Genomic DNA, 17265 nt, shown 5'->3' on the forward strand with positions numbered 1-17265 from the left:
ACCGGGCTCCTGGACGCGCAGGCGTCGCGCGGACGAGCCTTCCCTAGAGGGGCAGGCGGCTCAGATCATAACCCGCCTGGCGCGCCGTCGCGCGCAGATCCTCGGGATCGGCGCCGTTCAGGCGCTCGGCCATGGCCCAGGCGGCGGTCGAGCGCATGCCCGAGCGGCAGAACATCAGGGTCGGTTCGCCGTGCGACAGGACCAGGGCGGTCGCTTCCACCGCCTCGGCCGAGGGCAGGCCGCTGACCGGCGCCGCGACATAGACCAGCCCGGCCTCGGCCGCGACGGCGGCGAGCTCGGCCGAGGTCGCCTGGCCCGCCTCTTCATGATCGGGGCGATGATTCACCACCCGCTTCAGGCCCAGGCGGACGGCCAATTCGGCCAGGCGCTGCGGAGACATCTGGCCCGTGATCCAGACGTTGCTGACGAGAACGACGGGTTCGCTCATTGCTACTGCCTTTTTACACGCACCGCGCGACTGGCGCCGGCGGTCAGAAGATAGCTGCCCAGGGCGGCGCGACGCACGCGAATTTCCGTCCCTGCGCGATTCTGGAAGCGAACCGGCGCGGAATCGATCTGTCGCCATTCGCTGCCGTCCGCGAGACGGAAGGTCCACTTGCCTTCATGGTCCTGGCCCGCGCCGAGCAAGGTGGTCTCGACGGCGTCGACATCAGCGCCTTCCGCCCCATCGTCGCCTCGGCTGAAGATTGAGGGCAGGGCGGGGGCGCTGAATCCGAAGAGCTGTCGGCGGGCCTGGCGCACCTGGTCGCGATCCATAACCACGAGCTCGCCCTGCTGTTCGGCCGCATCGAGAGCGTCGGCTGTCCGGTCGAAGCAGCGCAGCCGTTCAGCATCGTCGGCGATGGAGCGACACTCGGAAAGCGTTCTCATGAGGCTGGCGCGCTCAGGGGAGAAGGATTGCGCTGATATGTCGCGAGACGGGACGGAAACCGCAATTGTTGTCGCGGCTATTGCCAGAGTTATCCGCATTTTTCTCGTATCTCGATAATTTGATTTGTCTGTATTCATCCATCTTTCGGCGCTTTGTCGCCTGTCGGTCAAAGTCATGGCGTGGCTAATTTATGACAGAGTGGCGGCCTGATCGCCATGCTCATGTAATTCGCATAGCCCTTATTAGGGACTCGTGCCTAACCTGCAAATTATCGACCGAACGTCCTTTGGGGGCGGGGGCCGAGACTAGCTGTGGCCGGCGGGTGGGGACGACTTCATCGGTGTCGACCGCAAATCAGGAGGACGAATCTTGAATATCAAAATCAAACGAGAACGTCTGTTAGCGTCGACGATGATCGCTGGACTTGCGTTCGCCGGCCTGGCCACGCCGGCCCTGTCGCAGACCACGCCCGCGCCGCAGACCGACCAGCCTAGCCAGGTCGGCGACATCGTCGTCACCGGCTCTCGCCTGCGTCAGCCGAACCTGACCACGACCAGCCCGGTGACGCAGGTCACGGGGGAAGACATCGACGTGCAGGGCGTCACCCGCGTCGAGGATCTGGTGAGCCAACTGCCGCAGGCCTTCGCGGCGCAGAACTCGACCGTTTCGAACGGCGCCTCGGGCACGGCGACGGTGTCGCTGCGCAACCTGGGTTCGTCGCGCACCCTCGTGCTGATCGACGGCAAGCGCATGGGCTACGGCTCGCCCCAGGATGACGCGGCCGACCTGAACCAGATTCCCGGGCAGATGGTCGAGCGTGTCGAAGTGCTGACGGGCGGCGCCTCTGCCGTCTATGGTTCGGACGCCATCGCCGGCGTCGTGAACTTCATCATGCGCAAGAATTTCGAGGGCATCGAAATCGACGCCCAGTACGGCTTCAACCAGCACAACAACGACTATGACGGCGTCGGCAACGTGCGGAACGTCGTCGCCGGTCGCGCGGCCAGCAACCCGTCGCAGTTCAAGCTGCCGGACGACAACGTCTACACGGGCTTCAGCCGTGAAGTGAACATCTTGATGGGCGTGAACGCCCCTGACGACCGCGGCAACATCACCCTGTATGCGGGCTACCGCAAGAACAACAAGGTGCTGGGTCGCGACTACGACTACGCTGCCTGTTCGCTCGGCGCTCCTGCCACTGCGACGCCGGACAGCTTCCAGTGCGCGGGGTCGGGCACCTCGTTCCCGGGTCAGTTCGCCGACTTCGGCTCGAACTCGTTCCTGATCGATCCTGATAACAATCCGGACACGAAGAACAGCATCGACGTCAACCCGATGCCGGGCTTCACCTTTACGGTGGGCGGTCCGGGCTTCCGGAATTACTCGGCCGCTACGGATGCCTACAACTTCGGCCCGTTGAACTATTATCAGCGTCCCGATGAGCGTTACACCCTGGGGGCTTTCGGTCACTATGACGTGACCGACAAGATCGAAGTCTATACGCAGCTGATGTTCAGCGATTATTCGACGATCGCCCAGATTGCGCCGTCGGGTAACTTCTTCGGCGAGTTCAAGAACGGCTTCCGCACCACCGACGGCTCGTCGTTCATCAACTGCGACAACCCGCTGCTGAGCGCTGCGCAAGCGGCGGCGATCGGTTGCGGCGCCCTGGCGCAGCAGGCGCACGACACCTTTGTCTGGTTCAACCCGGCGACGGAAGCGTTTGAGCTTTCGGATGCTTCGAACCCTGACGCGTTCCGCCTGCTGGACGACCCCAACCTGGTGCCGATGTACATCGGTCGTCGCAACGTTGAGGGCGGCGGTCGTCAGTCCGACATCCGCTTCCAGGCGTACCGTGGCGTGTTGGGCGCTCGAGGCGATCTGAACGACGCCTGGAGCTATGACCTTTCGCTGCAGTATTCGCGGTCGCAGTTCACCAACATCTATCGTAACGAGTTCTCCAACACGCGCCTGGCGCGCGCGCTGGATGTCGTGACCGATCCGGTGTCCGGTCGTCCTGTCTGCTCGGCCGTTCTGGCCGGCATCGACGCGAACTGCGTGCCGTATAACATCTTCTCGGCCGGCGGCGTGACCCAGGAAGCGCTGAACTATCTGCAGGTGCCGCTGGTCGCGACGGGCTGGACCACCCAACAGGTCGTTTCGGCCTCGCTGACGACCGACCTCGGCGCCTATGGCGTCAAGTCGCCGTGGGCGACGCGCTCCGTTCAGGCGGCCTTCGGCGCCGAGTATCGCCGTGACGCTCTGGATCTGACGCCCGACGTGTCGTTCACCAGCGGTGACGGCGCCGGTCAAGGCGGCCCGACCCCGGCCCTCGGCGGCGCCAACCAAGTCTACGACATCTTCGCCGAAGCCCAGATCCCGATTGCGGAAGACATGGCTTTCGCTCACCAGTTGTCGCTCGATCTGGCCTATCGCCACTCGGAGTACGAACTGGGCGGCGGCACGGATTCGTGGAAGGTCGGCGGCGACTGGGCTCCGATCCCGTCGGTTCGTTTCCGCGCCAGCGCTCAGCGCGCTGTCCGCGCGCCGAACGTGATCGAGCTGTTCACCGCCCAGGGCTTCAACCTGTTCGACATGGACTTCGATCCTTGCGATGCGGTCAACCGTCCGGCGGCGGAAGGCCCGGTTCCGGCTTCCTGCATCGGCAATAATCCGTGGCAAGTGACGGCGGGTCAATCGACCGGCGGCAGCCTGTCCAGCCCGGCGGGCCAGTATAGCTTCCTGCAGGGTGGCAACCAGTCGCTTACGCCGGAGGAATCCGACACCCTGACCCTCGGCGTCGTGTTCACCCCGGAGTTCCTGCCGGGCTTCAACATGACGCTGGACTACTTCGACATCCAGATCGACAACCTCGTGTCGACGATCGGCGCCCAGAACTCGCTTGACGCTTGCTATAGCTCTGGTCTGGCAGCGGCCTGCGCCAACATTCGCCGTAACTCCAACGGCCAGCTGTGGGTCGGGACCGGCAATGTGATCGATCTCAACACCAACATCGGCGGTCTCTCGACCTCGGGTGTGGACGTTGCCGTCAACTACAACATGGATCTGGGCGACTTCGGCTGGGATCGCGCCGGCACCCTGGGCTTCGCCATGGTCGGCACCTGGCTGGACAAGCTCGAGACCGATACCGGCCTCGGTTTTGCCAACTCGAAGTATGACTGCGCCGGCTTCTTCGCGAACCAGTGCGGCGTTCCGAACCCGGAATGGCGTCACCGCTTGCGCGTTGACTGGGGCACGCCGATCGAGGGGCTGAACGTGAACGGTACGTGGCGTTACTACGGCGGCTCTGAAATCGCCGTCCTGGGCGCCGACGGCAGCCTCGACAACTCGCCGACGACCCGCATCGATCGCGAGTTCGACGCCATCAACTACTTCGATCTGGCGGCCACCTGGCAGGCCCGTGACAACGTGTCGGTGCGCGCGGGCGTGAACAACGTCTTCGACACTGATCCGCCGCTGTCCTATTCGGTCGGCACGACGGGTAACAACAACACCTACCCGCAACTTTACAACGCCATGGGCCGCTACTTCTTCTTCGGCGTCACGGCGAACTTCTAAGTATTATCGGTTTAAAAGATGGGGCGGCGGATTTCTGATCCGCCGCCCTATTTCATTTTGACGTGTCGTCCGAACTGAACGGCCCGGTTGGTATCAGGCTCGTTCCGCCTATTCGCGACGCACGCGTACGGCGCGGTTGGACGCGAGGTTCAGGAAGTAGCTGCCGAGGGTCGCACGTCTCACTCGGACCTCATCTCCCTGAACCGGGCGCAGGTGATAGGTTTCGTTATCGACCTGTCGCCATTGGCTGCCGTCTGTCAGGTGAAAGAGCCAGCGGCCCTGGTTGTCTCGCACGGCGCGGTCCAGCGTGGTCGATATGGCTTCGATTTGCTCACTCGGCTCATTTTTTCCGAACAGGGCGGGCAGGGGCACGGTCGAGAAGCCAAAAAGCTGGCGCCGAGCCTCCTGCACCTGGGCGCGGTCAATGACCGACAGATCTCCATTCTCGCGCGCCTGTAGGACGCGCGCCAAGGTGAAATCAAAACACGCCAGGCGCGCTTCGTTGGGCGTGATTTCTTGGCATGCCGCCATTTCCTCAAACGGAGCTTTCTTGTCCTGGGCAAAAGCGTGTCCGCTAACGCTCAGGAGCAGGCCGATTGTGGCTGGTGGGAGAGCGATGATGGAAAATATGTGTTTCATATGTGGCTCTTTGCGCGCAATTTTTGAAAAAGGGTTGTTCTCACTAAAGAGATGGCTAGATCGTGCAAGCATTTACCGTGGCGTTTTTGCGACATTTGAAGGGCCAGTTGATTTCTGGGGGCAATATATCTGGCCCTCATCCGAAGGCGTCGGCTAAGCCCATCGCAGTCAGTCGCCTTGAGTCTCTAAAAATTGTGGGGGAGGGGCGCTGATAGCGCGGGCAGACGGGGCCGAGGCATCGTCGGGGGCCTGGCGCAACCTAGGAGGATAATAGTTTGAAATTTCAGTTGAAGCGTGAGCGGCTGCTCGCGTCCACCATGATTGCAGGGGCAGCGCTTTTCGGCTTTGCCGCTCCGGCCCTGGCGCAGGACACGAGCGCTCAAGAACAGACCAGCCAAGTGTCTGACATCGTTGTGACCGGTTCGCGTATCCGCGTTCGCGACACGACCGGCAGCAGCCCGATTGTGACGGTCGGCGCCGAGCAGTTGGAAGAGATCGGCACCGCGACGATCGAAACCTATCTGAACGCCCTGCCGCAGCTGTCGCCCAGCCTGACCAAGACCAACAACAACCCGTCGTCGGGCGGCGCCGCCTTCCTTGACCTGCGTCAGCTGGGCACCTCGCGCGGCCTGACGCTGGTCAACGGCCGTCGTCTGGTTCCGGGTTCCTCGAGCGGCGCCGTGGACATCTCCATCCTGCCGTCGGGCCTGATGGATCGCGTCGAGATCATCACCGGCGGCGCCTCGGCCGTGTACGGCGCCGACGCCGTGTCGGGCGTGGTCAACTTCATCCTGAAGGACGATTTTGAAGGCGCTCAGGTCTCCGCGCAGTACGGCATCTCGCAAGAGAACGACGGCAAGGAAGTCCAGTACAACATGGTCCTGGGCGGCGCTTTCGCCGACGGCCGTGGCCACCTGACCTTTGCTGCGTCGCACAACACGCGTGACGGCATTCAGCAGACCGCGCGCGACATCTCGCGCACTGCGCAATACTGCTTCAACGACGGCACCTGCGTGCCGGACGGCTCGCCGACGACCGGCGACGGCACGTTCACCATTTCCGCGGTGACGAACGCCGGAGACGACGACGCCAACAAGGCTGCGACGGATGCCCGTCTTGACGCCTTCCGCACCTACTTCGCCGGTCGGGGTCTGACGAACCCGAACCTCATCCGCGTCGGTCAGCGCCTGGGCTTCAACCCCGATGGCTCGCTGTTCGTCGCCGGCGACTTCAAGGGCGACGGCGTTTTCGGCTACACTGGGCCGAACACGAACGGTTGGGATCCGGCCGACACGTTTGTCTACGACTTCAACCCGGTGAACCTGCTGCAATCGCCGTATGAGCGGACGAACTTCTACAGCCAGATGAAGTACGATCTCACGGATCGTATTCAGTTCTACGGCGACGCGCTGTTCAGCACCTACAGCAGCACCAACGAGTTGGCGGAATCGCCGGCGGGCTTCGCAATCCCGGTTGCGACGACGGGCACGCTGTCGCCTGAGATCAAGACCCTGCTGGCCAATGCCAACATTGCGTCGTTCACGCTGTCGCGTCGGACGAACGAATTGGGCCCGCGTACCTATAACTACGACACCACGGCCTATCAGGCCACGGGCGGGTTCCGCGGCGATCTTCCTGCGATCTTCGGCAAGGAATGGGCCTATGACGTCTATGCGTCGTACGGCAAGTATCGGAGCACCCAAGAGTACATCGGCTTCCCCGAAGCCAACCGTATTCGCGCCGCCCTGGCCGGTTGCCCGGCCGGTTCGCCCACGGGCCCCGTGGGCCGCAAGGGCACTCCGACCACCTGCGTGCCGCTGAACCCCTTCGGCGCCAACAACATCACGGCTGATCAGGTCGACTACATCACGGCCAAGGGCCAGGTTGCCGTCACCGAGATCGAGCAGAAGAACGTCGTCGCCTCGGTTACGGGCGACCTGTTCACCCTGCCTGCCGGCCCGGTCAGCTTCGCCTTCGGTGGCGAATACCGCGACCTGGGCTACAGCGATCTGCCGCCGGAAGGCGTGCAGACCGGCACCCTGCTGGGCGGCAACTCGGCCGGTCCGGTTGTGGGCGGCTATGATGTCTGGGAAGTGTTCGGCGAACTGCGTGTGCCGATCCTGGCCGACAAGCCCTTCGCCCATTACCTGGGTGTCGAAGGCGGCTATCGCTGGTCGGACTATTCGATCGGCCAAACCACCGAGACCTGGAAGTACGGCGGTGAGTGGGCTCCGGTCGACTGGATGCGCTTCCGCGCCCTGCAACAGCGTGCCGTTCGCGCGCCGTCGCTCGGCGAACTGTTCCGCACCCAGCAGGAAAGCTATCCGGGCGTGACGACCGGCAACCTGGATCCGTGCGACAAGGACAGCGCGGCGCGTACCGGCGCCAACGCTGCCCAGGTTCTGGCGCTCTGCCAGGCTCAGTCGTCGCAGATCACGGCGAGCTGGGACTCGGTGGGCAGCCAGTACCGGACCTTCTCGGGCGGCAACAAGAACCTGAACCCGGAAACCGCGGACTCCACGACCATCGGCGTCGTGCTCCGTGCTCCGGCTTCGGTTCCGTCCTGGGCGTCGAGCCTGACGGCGACGGTTGACTACTTCGACATTCAAATCGACGACGTCATCAGCTCGATCGGCTTCTCGACCTCGCTGTCGCGCTGCTTCAACGCGGACTTCAACCCGACGTTCAGCAACGCGAACGTGTATTGTCAGAACCTGCACCGTGACGCTGACACGGGCTATCTGACCAGCACGGGTCTGAACGGCTTCATCACCGCCACCAACGCCAACCTGGCGCAGTTCAAGGCTTCGGGCGTCGACCTGGCCGTGAACTACAACATCACGCCGGCTGATTACGGCGCTCCGGCCTGGCTGGGCCGTCTGGCGCTCTCGACCCAGGGCACCTGGTACGAGAACCAGCAGTTCCAGTCTGACTCGGCCAGCCCGATCAGCGGCAACTTCGTTGGCGGCATCGGCGACGGTACCCCGGGTGAAACCACCCTGCCGGAGTGGAAGTTCAACACGCGCTTCTCGTGGGCGTATGAGGACTTCTCGGCGTCGCTGCGCTGGACCTACATCAGCAGCGTCGTTGATGACGCTGCGGACGTGGCGGCCGGTGATATCGGCGAGATCGATGCGTACAGCTATTTCCACCTGAACGCTTCGTGGGCCGTGAACGATACGCTGGAAGTGTTCGGCGGCATCGACAACCTGTTCGACAAGGCCCCGCCGCGCTACGCCAGCGGCTTCCAGTATCAGACCGATCCGTCGACCTATGACGTCATCGGTCGCTACTTCTACGTCGGCGCTCGCGCTCGCTTCTAAGAAGTAGTCAGTACCTAGGGGGAGGGCGGCGGATCGTATGATCCGTCGCCCTTTCTTTTGGTCGAAGGCAGGTGCTGAAAGCGTATGGGCTGTTTCAGGCAAGCAGGTGCTGCCCTGGCTTGGGAAGACAAGCGAGGGTCCTGTGGGGCGCCTAATGTCGCAAAAGACAGCAACCGGCGGCCCGTCCTAGGCGCGTGTGTCAATCATCGAATGAAATGGATGCGGCTTGTCAGCGCGCTCATCGCTTGAAAGCAGATGCGCCACTCCATCATTCTTCATGAGGAGTGGCGCGAGTGACGGGGCTCGAACCCGCGACCTCCGGCGTGACAGGCCGGCACTCTAACCAACTGAGCTACACCCGCTTGGCTCCCCCGCGAGGAGGAGAAGGGGCGAATACGGGGGACCGGGCCTTCGGTCAAGCGCCTTGTGCCGCTTTCGCTAAAAATTCTGCGAAATCAGGCTTTAGCTCCGCTCGATCGGCTTTCGGTTCAGGCGTTCACGCCTTCTCCCAGCCCTTTTCGACGGCCCAGACGGCGAAGGCGTAATCGTGCGCGATGTCCTTCAGATAGTCGAAGCGGCCGGAGGAGGCGAAGTGGCCCGCCTCCATGTTGATCTTCAGCAACACCGGCTTGCCCGAGGTCGAGGCCGGACGCAGCTTGGCCACCCACTTCTCGGGCTCCCAATACGTGACGCGTGGATCGGACAGGCCGCCGGTCGCCAGCACGGCCGGGTAGGGCTTGGCCTCGATCTGGTCGTAGGGGCTGTAGCTGAGCATGTAGTCGTAGGCAGCGGCGTCCTCGAGCGGATTGCCCCATTCGGGCCATTCCGGCGGCGTCAGCGGCAGGCTGGTGTCCGACATGGTGTTGATGACGTCGACGAAGGGCACGCCGCCGATGACGCCCGCCCACAGGTCCGGCCGCATGTTGGTCACGGCGCCCATCAAGAGGCCGCCGGCCGATCGCCCCTCGGCCACGATGTTTCCGGCCTTGGTGTAGTTCCGCGCGATCAGGTGGTCGGCGGCGGCGATGAAGTCGGTGAAGGTGTTCTTCTTGGTGAAGCGACGCGCCGTCAGGAACCAGTTCCAGCCCTTGTCCGAGCCGCCGCGGATATGGGCGATGGCGTAGATGAAGCCGCGATCCACCAGCGACAGACGGTTGGTCGAGAAGCCGGCCGCCATCGGGATGCCGTAGGAGCCGTAGCCGTAGAGCAGCAGGGGCGCCGAACCGTCGACCGGGGTGTCCTTGCGGCGCAGCACCGTCACCGGCACCAGCTCGCCGTCAGAGGCCGGGGCGTTTAGCCGCTCGACCACATAGTCCGCCGGGTTGTGGCCGGAGGGGATTTCCTGAACCTTGCGCAGGGTGCGCTCGCGCGTCTTCAGGTCGTAGTCATAGGTCGAGGTCGGCGTGGACGGCGAATTGTAGCCATAGCGCATGACCGTGGTGTCGAACTCCGACGCCCCGCCCAGCGACAGGGCGTAGGCGGGCTCGTCCGCGGCGATCTCGTGCTCGGCGCCGGCGCGGTCGCGGATGACGATCTTGGTGTTGGCGTCGGCGCGCTCCTGACGACCCAGATAGTCCTTCACGAGGGCGACGCGCTCGATGAAACGGCCCGGCGTATGCGGGATCAGGTCCTTCCAGTTCGACTTAGCCGGGGCGTCGGTCGGGGCCTCGACCACCTTGAAGTCGACCGCGTCGTCGGCGTTGGTGCGGATCACCCAGCGGTCGCCCCAGTGGTCCAGTTCGTACAGGCGGCCGACGTGGCGCGGCTCGACCACCACGGGCGTCGCCGTCGGAGTCGCGCCCGAGATGATGCGGCCTTCCGAGGTTTCCTGGTTGGCGATGCCGATGACGATGAAGGCGTCGTCGGACGTGCGGCCGACGCTCTGGAACATGCCGTCGTCGGTTTCCTCATAGACCAGGGACGTCTCGCCGCCGCGCGCGGGGCGACGGAAGATCTTGTCCGGGCGGCCGTTGTCGTCGCGGTTGGTCCAGAAGATCCACTGGCTGTCCGGCGAGAAGGTGAAGTTCTCGGTCGCGGATTCGATGGGGTTGGGCAGGACCTCGCCGGTGGCCAGATCCTTCACATAGATCTTGAAGACCTCCGAGCCCTGGGCGTCCTCGGCATAGGCGAACAGGGCGTGGTCAGGGCTGTACTCGGTCGCCGACACTTCCGAATAGGCCTTGCCTTCAGCCAGCTTGTTGCAGTCCAGCAGAATGGTCTCGCCGTCGCTGCGCCCACGCGGACGACGGCAATAGAGCGGGTGCTGGTCGCCGGTGTTGTAGCGGACGTAGTATTCCCAGGCGCCGTCGGCGGCGGGGACGGAGCTGTCATCCTCCTTGATGCGGCCCTTCATCTCCTCGAACATCGCCGTCTGCAGCGGCAGGGTCGAGGCCATCATGGCCTCGCGATAGGCGTTCTCGGCGGTCAGGTGTTCCTTGACGTCGGCCTTGATCAGCGACGGGTCGCGCAGCACCGCCTGCCAGTTGTCGTCCTTCATCCACTGATAGTCGTCGACGCGGACGCGGCCCAGCTGCTCGATGCGGACAGGGACCTTCTTGGCGACGGGCGGTTGGGGCAGGGACATCGAGACTCCGGTAGTTGGGCGGGCGAAAGCGGGGGAGGCGGCGACCACGCCGACGGCGGCGGTCGAGGCGATCAGTTCGCGACGGTTCATAAGACGGGCTCCCCCAGAGGTCATGATTTGAGCCGGACCTTGTGCCCCGCGACGCTCGGCGTCAAATGGCGTCATGGTCATTCAGGATCTTCCGCCCGAACAACCCGCCGTCGTCGCCTCCGCTCCGCCCGAATGGGACCTGACGGTCGGCATGATCAATGCCACGGTGCAACTGGATCAGCCGATCAACGGCAGCCAGCGGAAGGTCGGCACGGGCTTTCTCATCGCCGCGCCCCGGCCCGACGGGGCGCCGCGCGTGGTGCTGGTGACGGCCCGTCATGTCCTGGACGTCATGCCCGGAAGCGAGGCGCGCATCGGCTGGCGCACGGCCGAGGCGGACGGCGCCTGGAAGTTCGCGCCCGGAACGCTGGCGATCCGCGACGCGGACGGCGCGCCCTTGTGGACCGCCCATCCCGAGCGCGACGTGGCGGTGATGGAGATTGCGGCGCCGCCGGCCTTCGCCCAGGCGGCGATTCCCGTCGGCTGGCTGGCCGAGGCGGACGCTTTCGACCGTTGGCGCATAGGGCCGGGGGACGAGCTCATGGCTCTGGGCTATCCGCACGGCCTGTCGGCCAACCGGGCGGGGTTTCCCATTCTGCGTCTGGGCCGGATCAGTTCCTGGCCTCTGACGCCGATCCGGCATTTCCCGATCTTCCTGCTCGATTTCGTGGTGGCCGAGGGCAATTCGGGCGGGCCGGTCTTCTGGACTCCGGCCGCGCGCCGCATGCCGGGCGCGCCCGTGCCGGATCATCCCTTCATCGCCGGGGTTCTGGTGCAGGAGGTTCAGGGCGGCGGCGAGGGCATGGACCTGGGCGTCGTGGCCCACGCGCAATATGTGCGCGAGACGATCGAACGGCTGGACATTTCCTCCCCATGAAATGGGGAGGGGGACCGCATAGCGGTGGAGGGGCAGCGCCGCCTGCGCCCGTCGCACGGCCCCTCCGTCACGTCGCTGACGCGCCGCGCCACCTCCCCATCGGCGCCGCCGATAGGGAGGAGAAGTCCTTATCCCGCCAGAGCCTCGACCGTCATCCGTTGCAGCAGGTCCCCGCCCTGGCCGACGGCGGCCAGGCGGCTGGAGACGTGGCCCAGGACGTTGGCGGCATAGACTTCATAGAGGTCCAGCTTGCCCTGCAGCCAGGCGGGATCGCCGTCGTCGGCGTTCAGCTTCGCCTTGGCGGCCAGGGCGCCCTTGGCCAGCATCCAGCCGCCGACCACGTCGCCCATCAGCTTCAGATAGGCGTCGGCGCCGGCCAGGACGTCGGCGGCGCGGGCGGCGTCGGTCTTGGCGTCCAGCAGCCACAGGGTGGCGTCCTCGACCGCCTCGATGGCCGTGGCGAAACGTTCGACCGGCTTGCCGCTGTAAAGGCGGTCGATCTGGGCCAGGGTCGCCTTCATCTCAGCGATCAGGGCCTTGGCGGACTCGCCGCCGTCCATCGACAGCTTGCGGCCCACCAGGTCCATGGCCTGGATGCCGTTGGTGCCTTCGTAGATCGGGGCGATGCGCGCGTCGCGATAGTATTGGGCCGCGCCGGTCTCCTCGATGAAGCCCATGCCGCCGTGGACCTGAACGCCCATGGAGGCGACCTCGCAGCCGATGTCGGTGGACCAGGCCTTGGCGATCGGGGTGAAAAGGTCCTCGCGACCCTTCCAGACCTTGCGCTCCTCCTCGGTGGCGGCGTGGCGAGCCAGGTCGGCGGCGACGCCGGTCGACAGGCAGATGGCGCGGGCGGCGGCGACCTTGGCCTTCATCACCGACAACATGCGGCGCACGTCAGGGTGGTCGAAGATCGCGGCGTCCTTCTCGCCGGTCCAGACGCTGCGGCCCTGACGGCGTTCCAGCGCATAGGCCAGGGCGTGCTGATAGGCGCGCTCGGCGATGCCGACGCCCTCGACGCCGACGGCCAGGCGGGCGGCGTTCATCATGACGAACATATGGGCCAGGCCCTGGTTCGGCTGGCCGACCAGCTCGGCGCGGGCGCCCTCATAGCTCATGACGCAGGTGGGTGAGGCGTGAATGCCCAGCTTGTGCTCGACGCCGACCGGGCGGAAGGCGTTGCGCTCGCCCAGCGAACCGTCGGCGTTGACGGCGAACTTGGGCGTCAGGAACAGGCTGATGCCCTTGGGGCCGGGAGGCGCGTCGGGCAGGCGGGCCAGCACCAGGTGGACGATGTTGTCTGCCGCGTCGTGGTCGCCCCAGGTGATGAAGATCTTCTGGCCGGTCAGGGCGTAGGTCCCGTCGCCATTGGGAACCGCCGTCGCCGTCAGGGCGCCCAGGTCGGACCCGGCGTGCGGCTCGGTCAGCACCATGGCGCCGGTCCATTCGCCGGACACCAGCTTGGGGAGGTAGGTCGCCTTCTGATAGGCGTTGCCGACCTGCTCCAGCGCCTCGATCGAGGCCAGCGACAGCATGGGGCACAGGCCGAAGGCCATGTTGGCAGCGTGGACGGTCTCATAGGCCGCCAGCTCCAGCGCCTTGGGAAGGGCCTGCCCGCCAGCCTCGACCGAGGCGGTCAGGCTGGTCCAGCCGCCGGCGGCGAACTGCTGATAGGCGTCGGCGAAGCCGGGGGCGGCCGTCACGGCGCCGTTGGCGTATTTCGCGCCGGCCAGGTCGCCGGGGCGGTTCAGCGGGGCCAGAACCCCTTCCGAAAACTGAGCGGCCGCGTCCAGCACCGCCGAGGCGACGTCGGCGTCATAGTCGGGAAAGGCGCCGGTCGCCGCGACCTGGCCGATGCCGGCCACGGCGTCGAGGGCGAAGGCGATGTCGCGGACAGGGGCGCGGTAGGTCATGGCGGTCTCCAAATCTCGATACGCTTCTGGCGCCCGAGTTGACGCTGATGCAAGGGTGCTTGGACTTTGGTCGTGGTTCCGCCAAGCTGTGGCGCCGTGCCGTCACGGAAGGAAAGACCCCTTGGCCGAACCTCGCAGCCGATATTCGACAGTTTCACTGATCCTGCACTGGACGATTGCGGTCGCCGTGCTGACCCAGATCGGCCTGATCATGGCCCGAGACGCGACCCAGGGCGAGGCGGCGCGACAGCTCCTGCAGACGCACAAGGCCCTGGGCCTGACCATCCTGGTGCTGACGCTGGCGCGCCTGGGCTGGCGGCTGGCCAATCCGCTGATCGCCCTGCCGTCGGGCACGCCGACGTGGGAGCGAATTCTGTCGCGGGGAACGCAGTTCCTGTTCTACGCGGTGCTGTTGATTCTGCCGCTGACCGGCTGGCTGGCGTCGTCCGCCGCCGCGCGGGAGATCAGCTGGTTCGGCCTGTTCGACTGGCCCCTGCTGCCGATCGGCGGCGGGCGCGAGGTCGCGGGGCGCTTCATGGACGTGCATGAGATGGTGGTGAAGCTGCTTTACCTCCTGATCGTCCTGCATGTGGCCGGGGCGCTGAAGCATCACTTTATCAATCGCGACAATGTGTTGCGGCGGATGCTGCCCTTCATCGCGCCTCGCCCATGACCAGCGACGCGCCAGAAATCGCCGCCGAGGCGCTGAAGACGGGCCGCCTGGTCATCCTGCCGACCGAGACGGTCTATGGGCTGGCGGCTGACGCCTCCAATCCTCAGGCGGTGGCGCGCATCTTCGAGGCCAAGGGGCGGCCGCGCTTCAATCCGCTGATCGCCCACGTCGCCAATGCGCTGGACGCCGAAGAGATCGCCGTGTTCGACGCCCGCGCCCGCGCTTTGGCCGAAGCCTTCTGGCCGGGACCGCTGACCATCGTGGCGCCCGTGCGGGATCGCGAACGGGTGTGCGATCTGGCGCGGGCGGGGCTGGACAGCGTGGCCGTGCGCGTGCCCGGCCATCCGCGCGCGCGGGCGGTCATCGGCGCCTTCGGCGGCCCCGTCGTGGCGCCCTCGGCCAACCGCTCGGGCCGACCCAGCCCGACGACCTTCGCCGACGCCCTGGAGGAGACGGGCCACGCCGTCGGCGCGGCCGTCGACGGCGGCCCCTGCGCCGTCGGGGTCGAGAGCACGGTCGTGTCGGTGCTGGACGGACAGGTCGCCCTGCTGCGTCCCGGCTCGGTCACGCGCGAAGAGATCGAGGCCGTGGTCGGGCCGCTGGCCGAAAATGGGCAGGGGCATCGCTCGCCGGGGCGGCTGGCCCTGCACTATGCGCCGGACGCGCCGGTGCGGATCGAGGCCGAGGGGGCGAAGGAGGGCGAAATCCTGCTGGGTTTCGGTCCCGGCGTCGGTGATCCGCGCTGGAGCCTCAGCCCGGCCGGCGACCTGCGCGAGGCGGCGGCCAACCTGTTCCGCCTGCTGCGCGAGGCGGATCGGACCAAGCCTGCGGGCATCGCCGTCTCGCCAATTCCGGCGAAGGGGCTGGGCGAGGCGATCAATGACCGCCTGCGCCGCGCGGCAGGGTTCGTCGGCTAGGCAGTTCCCTGTCCGTCATTCCGGCCGAACCCTCGTGTCTTGTCCTGAGCGGTCCCGGATAACGGCTGCGCCGTTTCCGGGATGACGCGGGCGGCTGCTGGCGCGAGCGGTCTATTGAGCCGTCCAGCCGCCATCGACCGAGAAATGCGAGCCGTTGGCCGAGGCGCCGAGATCGGACGCCAGATAGAGGAAGACGCCCGCCAGTTCGTCGGTCGTGACGAACCGCTTGGTCGGCTGCGAGCCGAGGATGACGGACTTCATCACCTCGTCCTCGCTCATGCCGCGCGTGCGGGCCTGGTCCTGAATCTGCTTGGCGACGATGGGGGTCTCGACGAAGCCGGGGCAGATGGCGTTGCAGGTGATGTTCTGCTGCGCCAGTTCCAGCGCCACCGTCTTGGTGAAGCCGATCACCCCGTGCTTGGCGGCGACATAGGCCGACTTGAACGGGCTGGCGACCAGGCCGTGAGCCGAGGCGATGTTGATGATCCGGCCGCGTCCCTGCGCCTTCATGATCGGCACCGCCGCCCTGGTGGCGTAGAAGGTCGAGGATAGGTTGATGGCGATGATCTTCTCCCACGCCTCGGCGGGGAAGTTCTCGACGGCCTCGACGTGCTGGATGCCGGCGTTGTTGACCAGGATGTCGAGGCGGCCCAGTTCGCGATGCGCCGTGGCGATCATGTCCTCGATCTGATCCGGCTGGGTCATGTCGGCCGGGTGGTAAAGGACGCGCACGCCCGTCTCGGCCGCCAGGTCTGCGCGCGTCTTCTCGATGGCGTCGGGATCGCCCAGGCCGTTCAGCATCACGTCGCCGCCGCACAGGGCCACGGCCCGCGCCAGCGCCAGTCCGATGCCGGAGGTCGAGCCGGAGACGACCGCGACCCGGCCCTTGAGATCGTTCATGGCGAACATGAAGCTGCTTCCACCCATTAGAATATTTGGTTTGGGGCGGAGCCTAGCGACAGACGAAGCGTCTGGCGATCAGGAATTTCCTTCTCTGATGAATATCCAGTCGGAATCGGTGGAAAGGCTCTTGTCGAACCGATAGCCGTCGCGGTCGAAGGCCTTGAGATCCTCGACCTTTTCCAGCCGGTTCTCGATGGCGAAGCGGGCCATGCCGCCGCGCGCCTTCTTGGCGTAGAAGGAGATGATGCGGGCCTCGCCGTCCTTCCGCTCCTTGAAGTGGGGGGTCACGACCGGCAGCTTCAGCGCCTTGGCGTCGACCGCGCCGAAATATTCGTGGCTGGCCAGGTTCACCAGGGTGCGTTCGGGCAGCTTTTCAGCGTCCTCGTTCAGACGCAACGAGATGCGCTCGCCCCAGAAGTCGTACAGGGTGGCGCCGCGCTTGGTCTTCAGCCGAACGCCCATTTCAAGGCGATAGGGCTGGATGGCGTCCAGCGGCCGCAGCAGGCCGTAGAAGCCCGACAGGATGCGCAGGTGATCCTGCGCCCAGGCCAGGTCGTCGGGCGACAGGGTGCGGGCCGACAGGCCTTCATAGACGTCGCCGGCAAAGGCGAAGACGGCCTGCAGCGCGCCTTCGGACGTGTCGTTGTCGAAGGCCTGGAAGCGTTGATAGTTGAGCTCGGCCAGGGCGTCGGAAATGGACAGGAGCCGGCGCAGGTCCGCCCGGCTCAGCTGGCGCGTCACCTTGGCCAGTTCGACCGTCTCGTCCGCGCATCGCCGTGGCGTCGCGGGCACGTCGAGGGCGGGCGGGTTGAAGTCCAGCTTCTTGGCCGGGGACAGGACGATCAGCAAAACAACTGACTCCGCAGCGTCGGGAA

At 65.7% G+C, this 17265-nt stretch carries 12 protein-coding genes and 1 tRNA gene; 5 read left to right on the forward strand and 8 right to left on the reverse strand.

Going from position 1 to position 17265, the window contains the following annotated elements; all coding sequences use genetic code 11:
* Positions 1–43: 43 nt before the first annotated feature.
* Both D8I30_RS12010 and D8I30_RS14505 read right to left on the reverse strand, forming a co-directional pair.
* A complete protein-coding gene (locus D8I30_RS12010; RefSeq protein ID WP_162938898.1) occupies positions 44–448 on the reverse strand; it encodes a TIGR01244 family sulfur transferase in 405 nt (134 codons plus the stop codon).
* A gap of 2 nt (positions 449–450) precedes the next feature.
* Positions 451–891 (reverse strand): hypothetical protein, encoded by a 441-nt coding sequence (locus tag D8I30_RS14505; RefSeq protein ID WP_162938899.1) that lies wholly within the window; start codon positions 889–891, stop codon positions 451–453.
* A 370-nt stretch (positions 892–1261) separates the two neighbouring features.
* On the opposite strand from D8I30_RS14505, the gene D8I30_RS12015 reads away from it, so the two are divergent.
* The gene (locus D8I30_RS12015) at positions 1262–4471 is read left to right on the forward strand and encodes a TonB-dependent receptor domain-containing protein (protein ID WP_205570715.1); all 3210 of its coding nucleotides are present in this window, start codon (positions 1262–1264) and stop codon (positions 4469–4471) included.
* A gap of 108 nt (positions 4472–4579) precedes the next feature.
* Here D8I30_RS12015 and D8I30_RS12020 read toward each other — a convergent pair whose 3' ends face one another.
* Positions 4580–5110, reverse strand: a complete 531-nt coding sequence (locus D8I30_RS12020; RefSeq protein WP_121482953.1) for a hypothetical protein — start codon at positions 5108–5110, stop codon at positions 4580–4582.
* A gap of 275 nt (positions 5111–5385) precedes the next feature.
* Here D8I30_RS12020 and D8I30_RS12025 point away from each other — a divergent pair, with 275 nt between their 5' ends.
* Complete coding sequence (locus D8I30_RS12025; protein WP_121482954.1) at positions 5386–8433, forward strand: TonB-dependent receptor domain-containing protein; 3048 nt, start codon at positions 5386–5388, stop codon at positions 8431–8433.
* A gap of 285 nt (positions 8434–8718) precedes the next feature.
* On the opposite strand, the gene D8I30_RS12030 is transcribed toward D8I30_RS12025, so the two are convergent.
* Positions 8719–8795 (reverse strand) — tRNA-Asp (locus D8I30_RS12030).
* A gap of 134 nt (positions 8796–8929) precedes the next feature.
* Complete coding sequence (locus D8I30_RS12035) at positions 8930–11107, reverse strand: S9 family peptidase (RefSeq protein WP_121482955.1); 2178 nt, start codon at positions 11105–11107, stop codon at positions 8930–8932.
* A 73-nt stretch (positions 11108–11180) separates the two neighbouring features.
* On the opposite strand from D8I30_RS12035, the gene D8I30_RS12040 reads away from it, so the two are divergent.
* Positions 11181–11984: a S1 family peptidase gene (locus tag D8I30_RS12040; protein ID WP_121482956.1), complete on the forward strand. Its 804-nt coding sequence runs from the start codon at positions 11181–11183 to the stop codon at positions 11982–11984.
* Positions 11985–12112: 128 nt separating this feature from the next.
* Here D8I30_RS12040 and D8I30_RS12045 read toward each other — a convergent pair whose 3' ends face one another.
* A complete protein-coding gene (locus D8I30_RS12045) occupies positions 12113–13897 on the reverse strand; it encodes an acyl-CoA dehydrogenase (protein ID WP_121483522.1) in 1785 nt (594 codons plus the stop codon).
* A gap of 121 nt (positions 13898–14018) precedes the next feature.
* Here D8I30_RS12045 and D8I30_RS12050 point away from each other — a divergent pair, with 121 nt between their 5' ends.
* Entirely contained in the window at positions 14019–14570 is a 552-nt protein-coding gene (locus D8I30_RS12050) for a cytochrome b (protein ID WP_121482957.1), read from the forward strand.
* On the forward strand, positions 14567–15487 hold the full coding sequence (locus tag D8I30_RS12055; protein ID WP_121482958.1) for an L-threonylcarbamoyladenylate synthase: 921 nt from the start codon (positions 14567–14569) through the stop codon (positions 15485–15487). The genes D8I30_RS12050 and D8I30_RS12055 overlap by 4 nt, the downstream gene beginning before the upstream one ends.
* Positions 15488–15598: 111 nt before the next feature.
* Here D8I30_RS12055 and D8I30_RS12060 read toward each other — a convergent pair whose 3' ends face one another.
* Both D8I30_RS12060 and yaaA read right to left on the reverse strand, forming a co-directional pair.
* Positions 15599–16396: a 3-hydroxybutyrate dehydrogenase gene (locus D8I30_RS12060; protein WP_121482959.1), complete on the reverse strand. Its 798-nt coding sequence runs from the start codon at positions 16394–16396 to the stop codon at positions 15599–15601.
* A gap of 69 nt (positions 16397–16465) precedes the next feature.
* On the reverse strand, positions 16466–17239 hold the full coding sequence (yaaA, locus tag D8I30_RS12065) for a peroxide stress protein YaaA (protein WP_121482960.1): 774 nt from the start codon (positions 17237–17239) through the stop codon (positions 16466–16468).
* Positions 17240–17265 lie beyond the last annotated feature (26 nt).

The organism is Brevundimonas naejangsanensis, assembly GCF_003627995.1.
Classification (GTDB): domain Bacteria; phylum Pseudomonadota; class Alphaproteobacteria; order Caulobacterales; family Caulobacteraceae; genus Brevundimonas; species Brevundimonas naejangsanensis_B.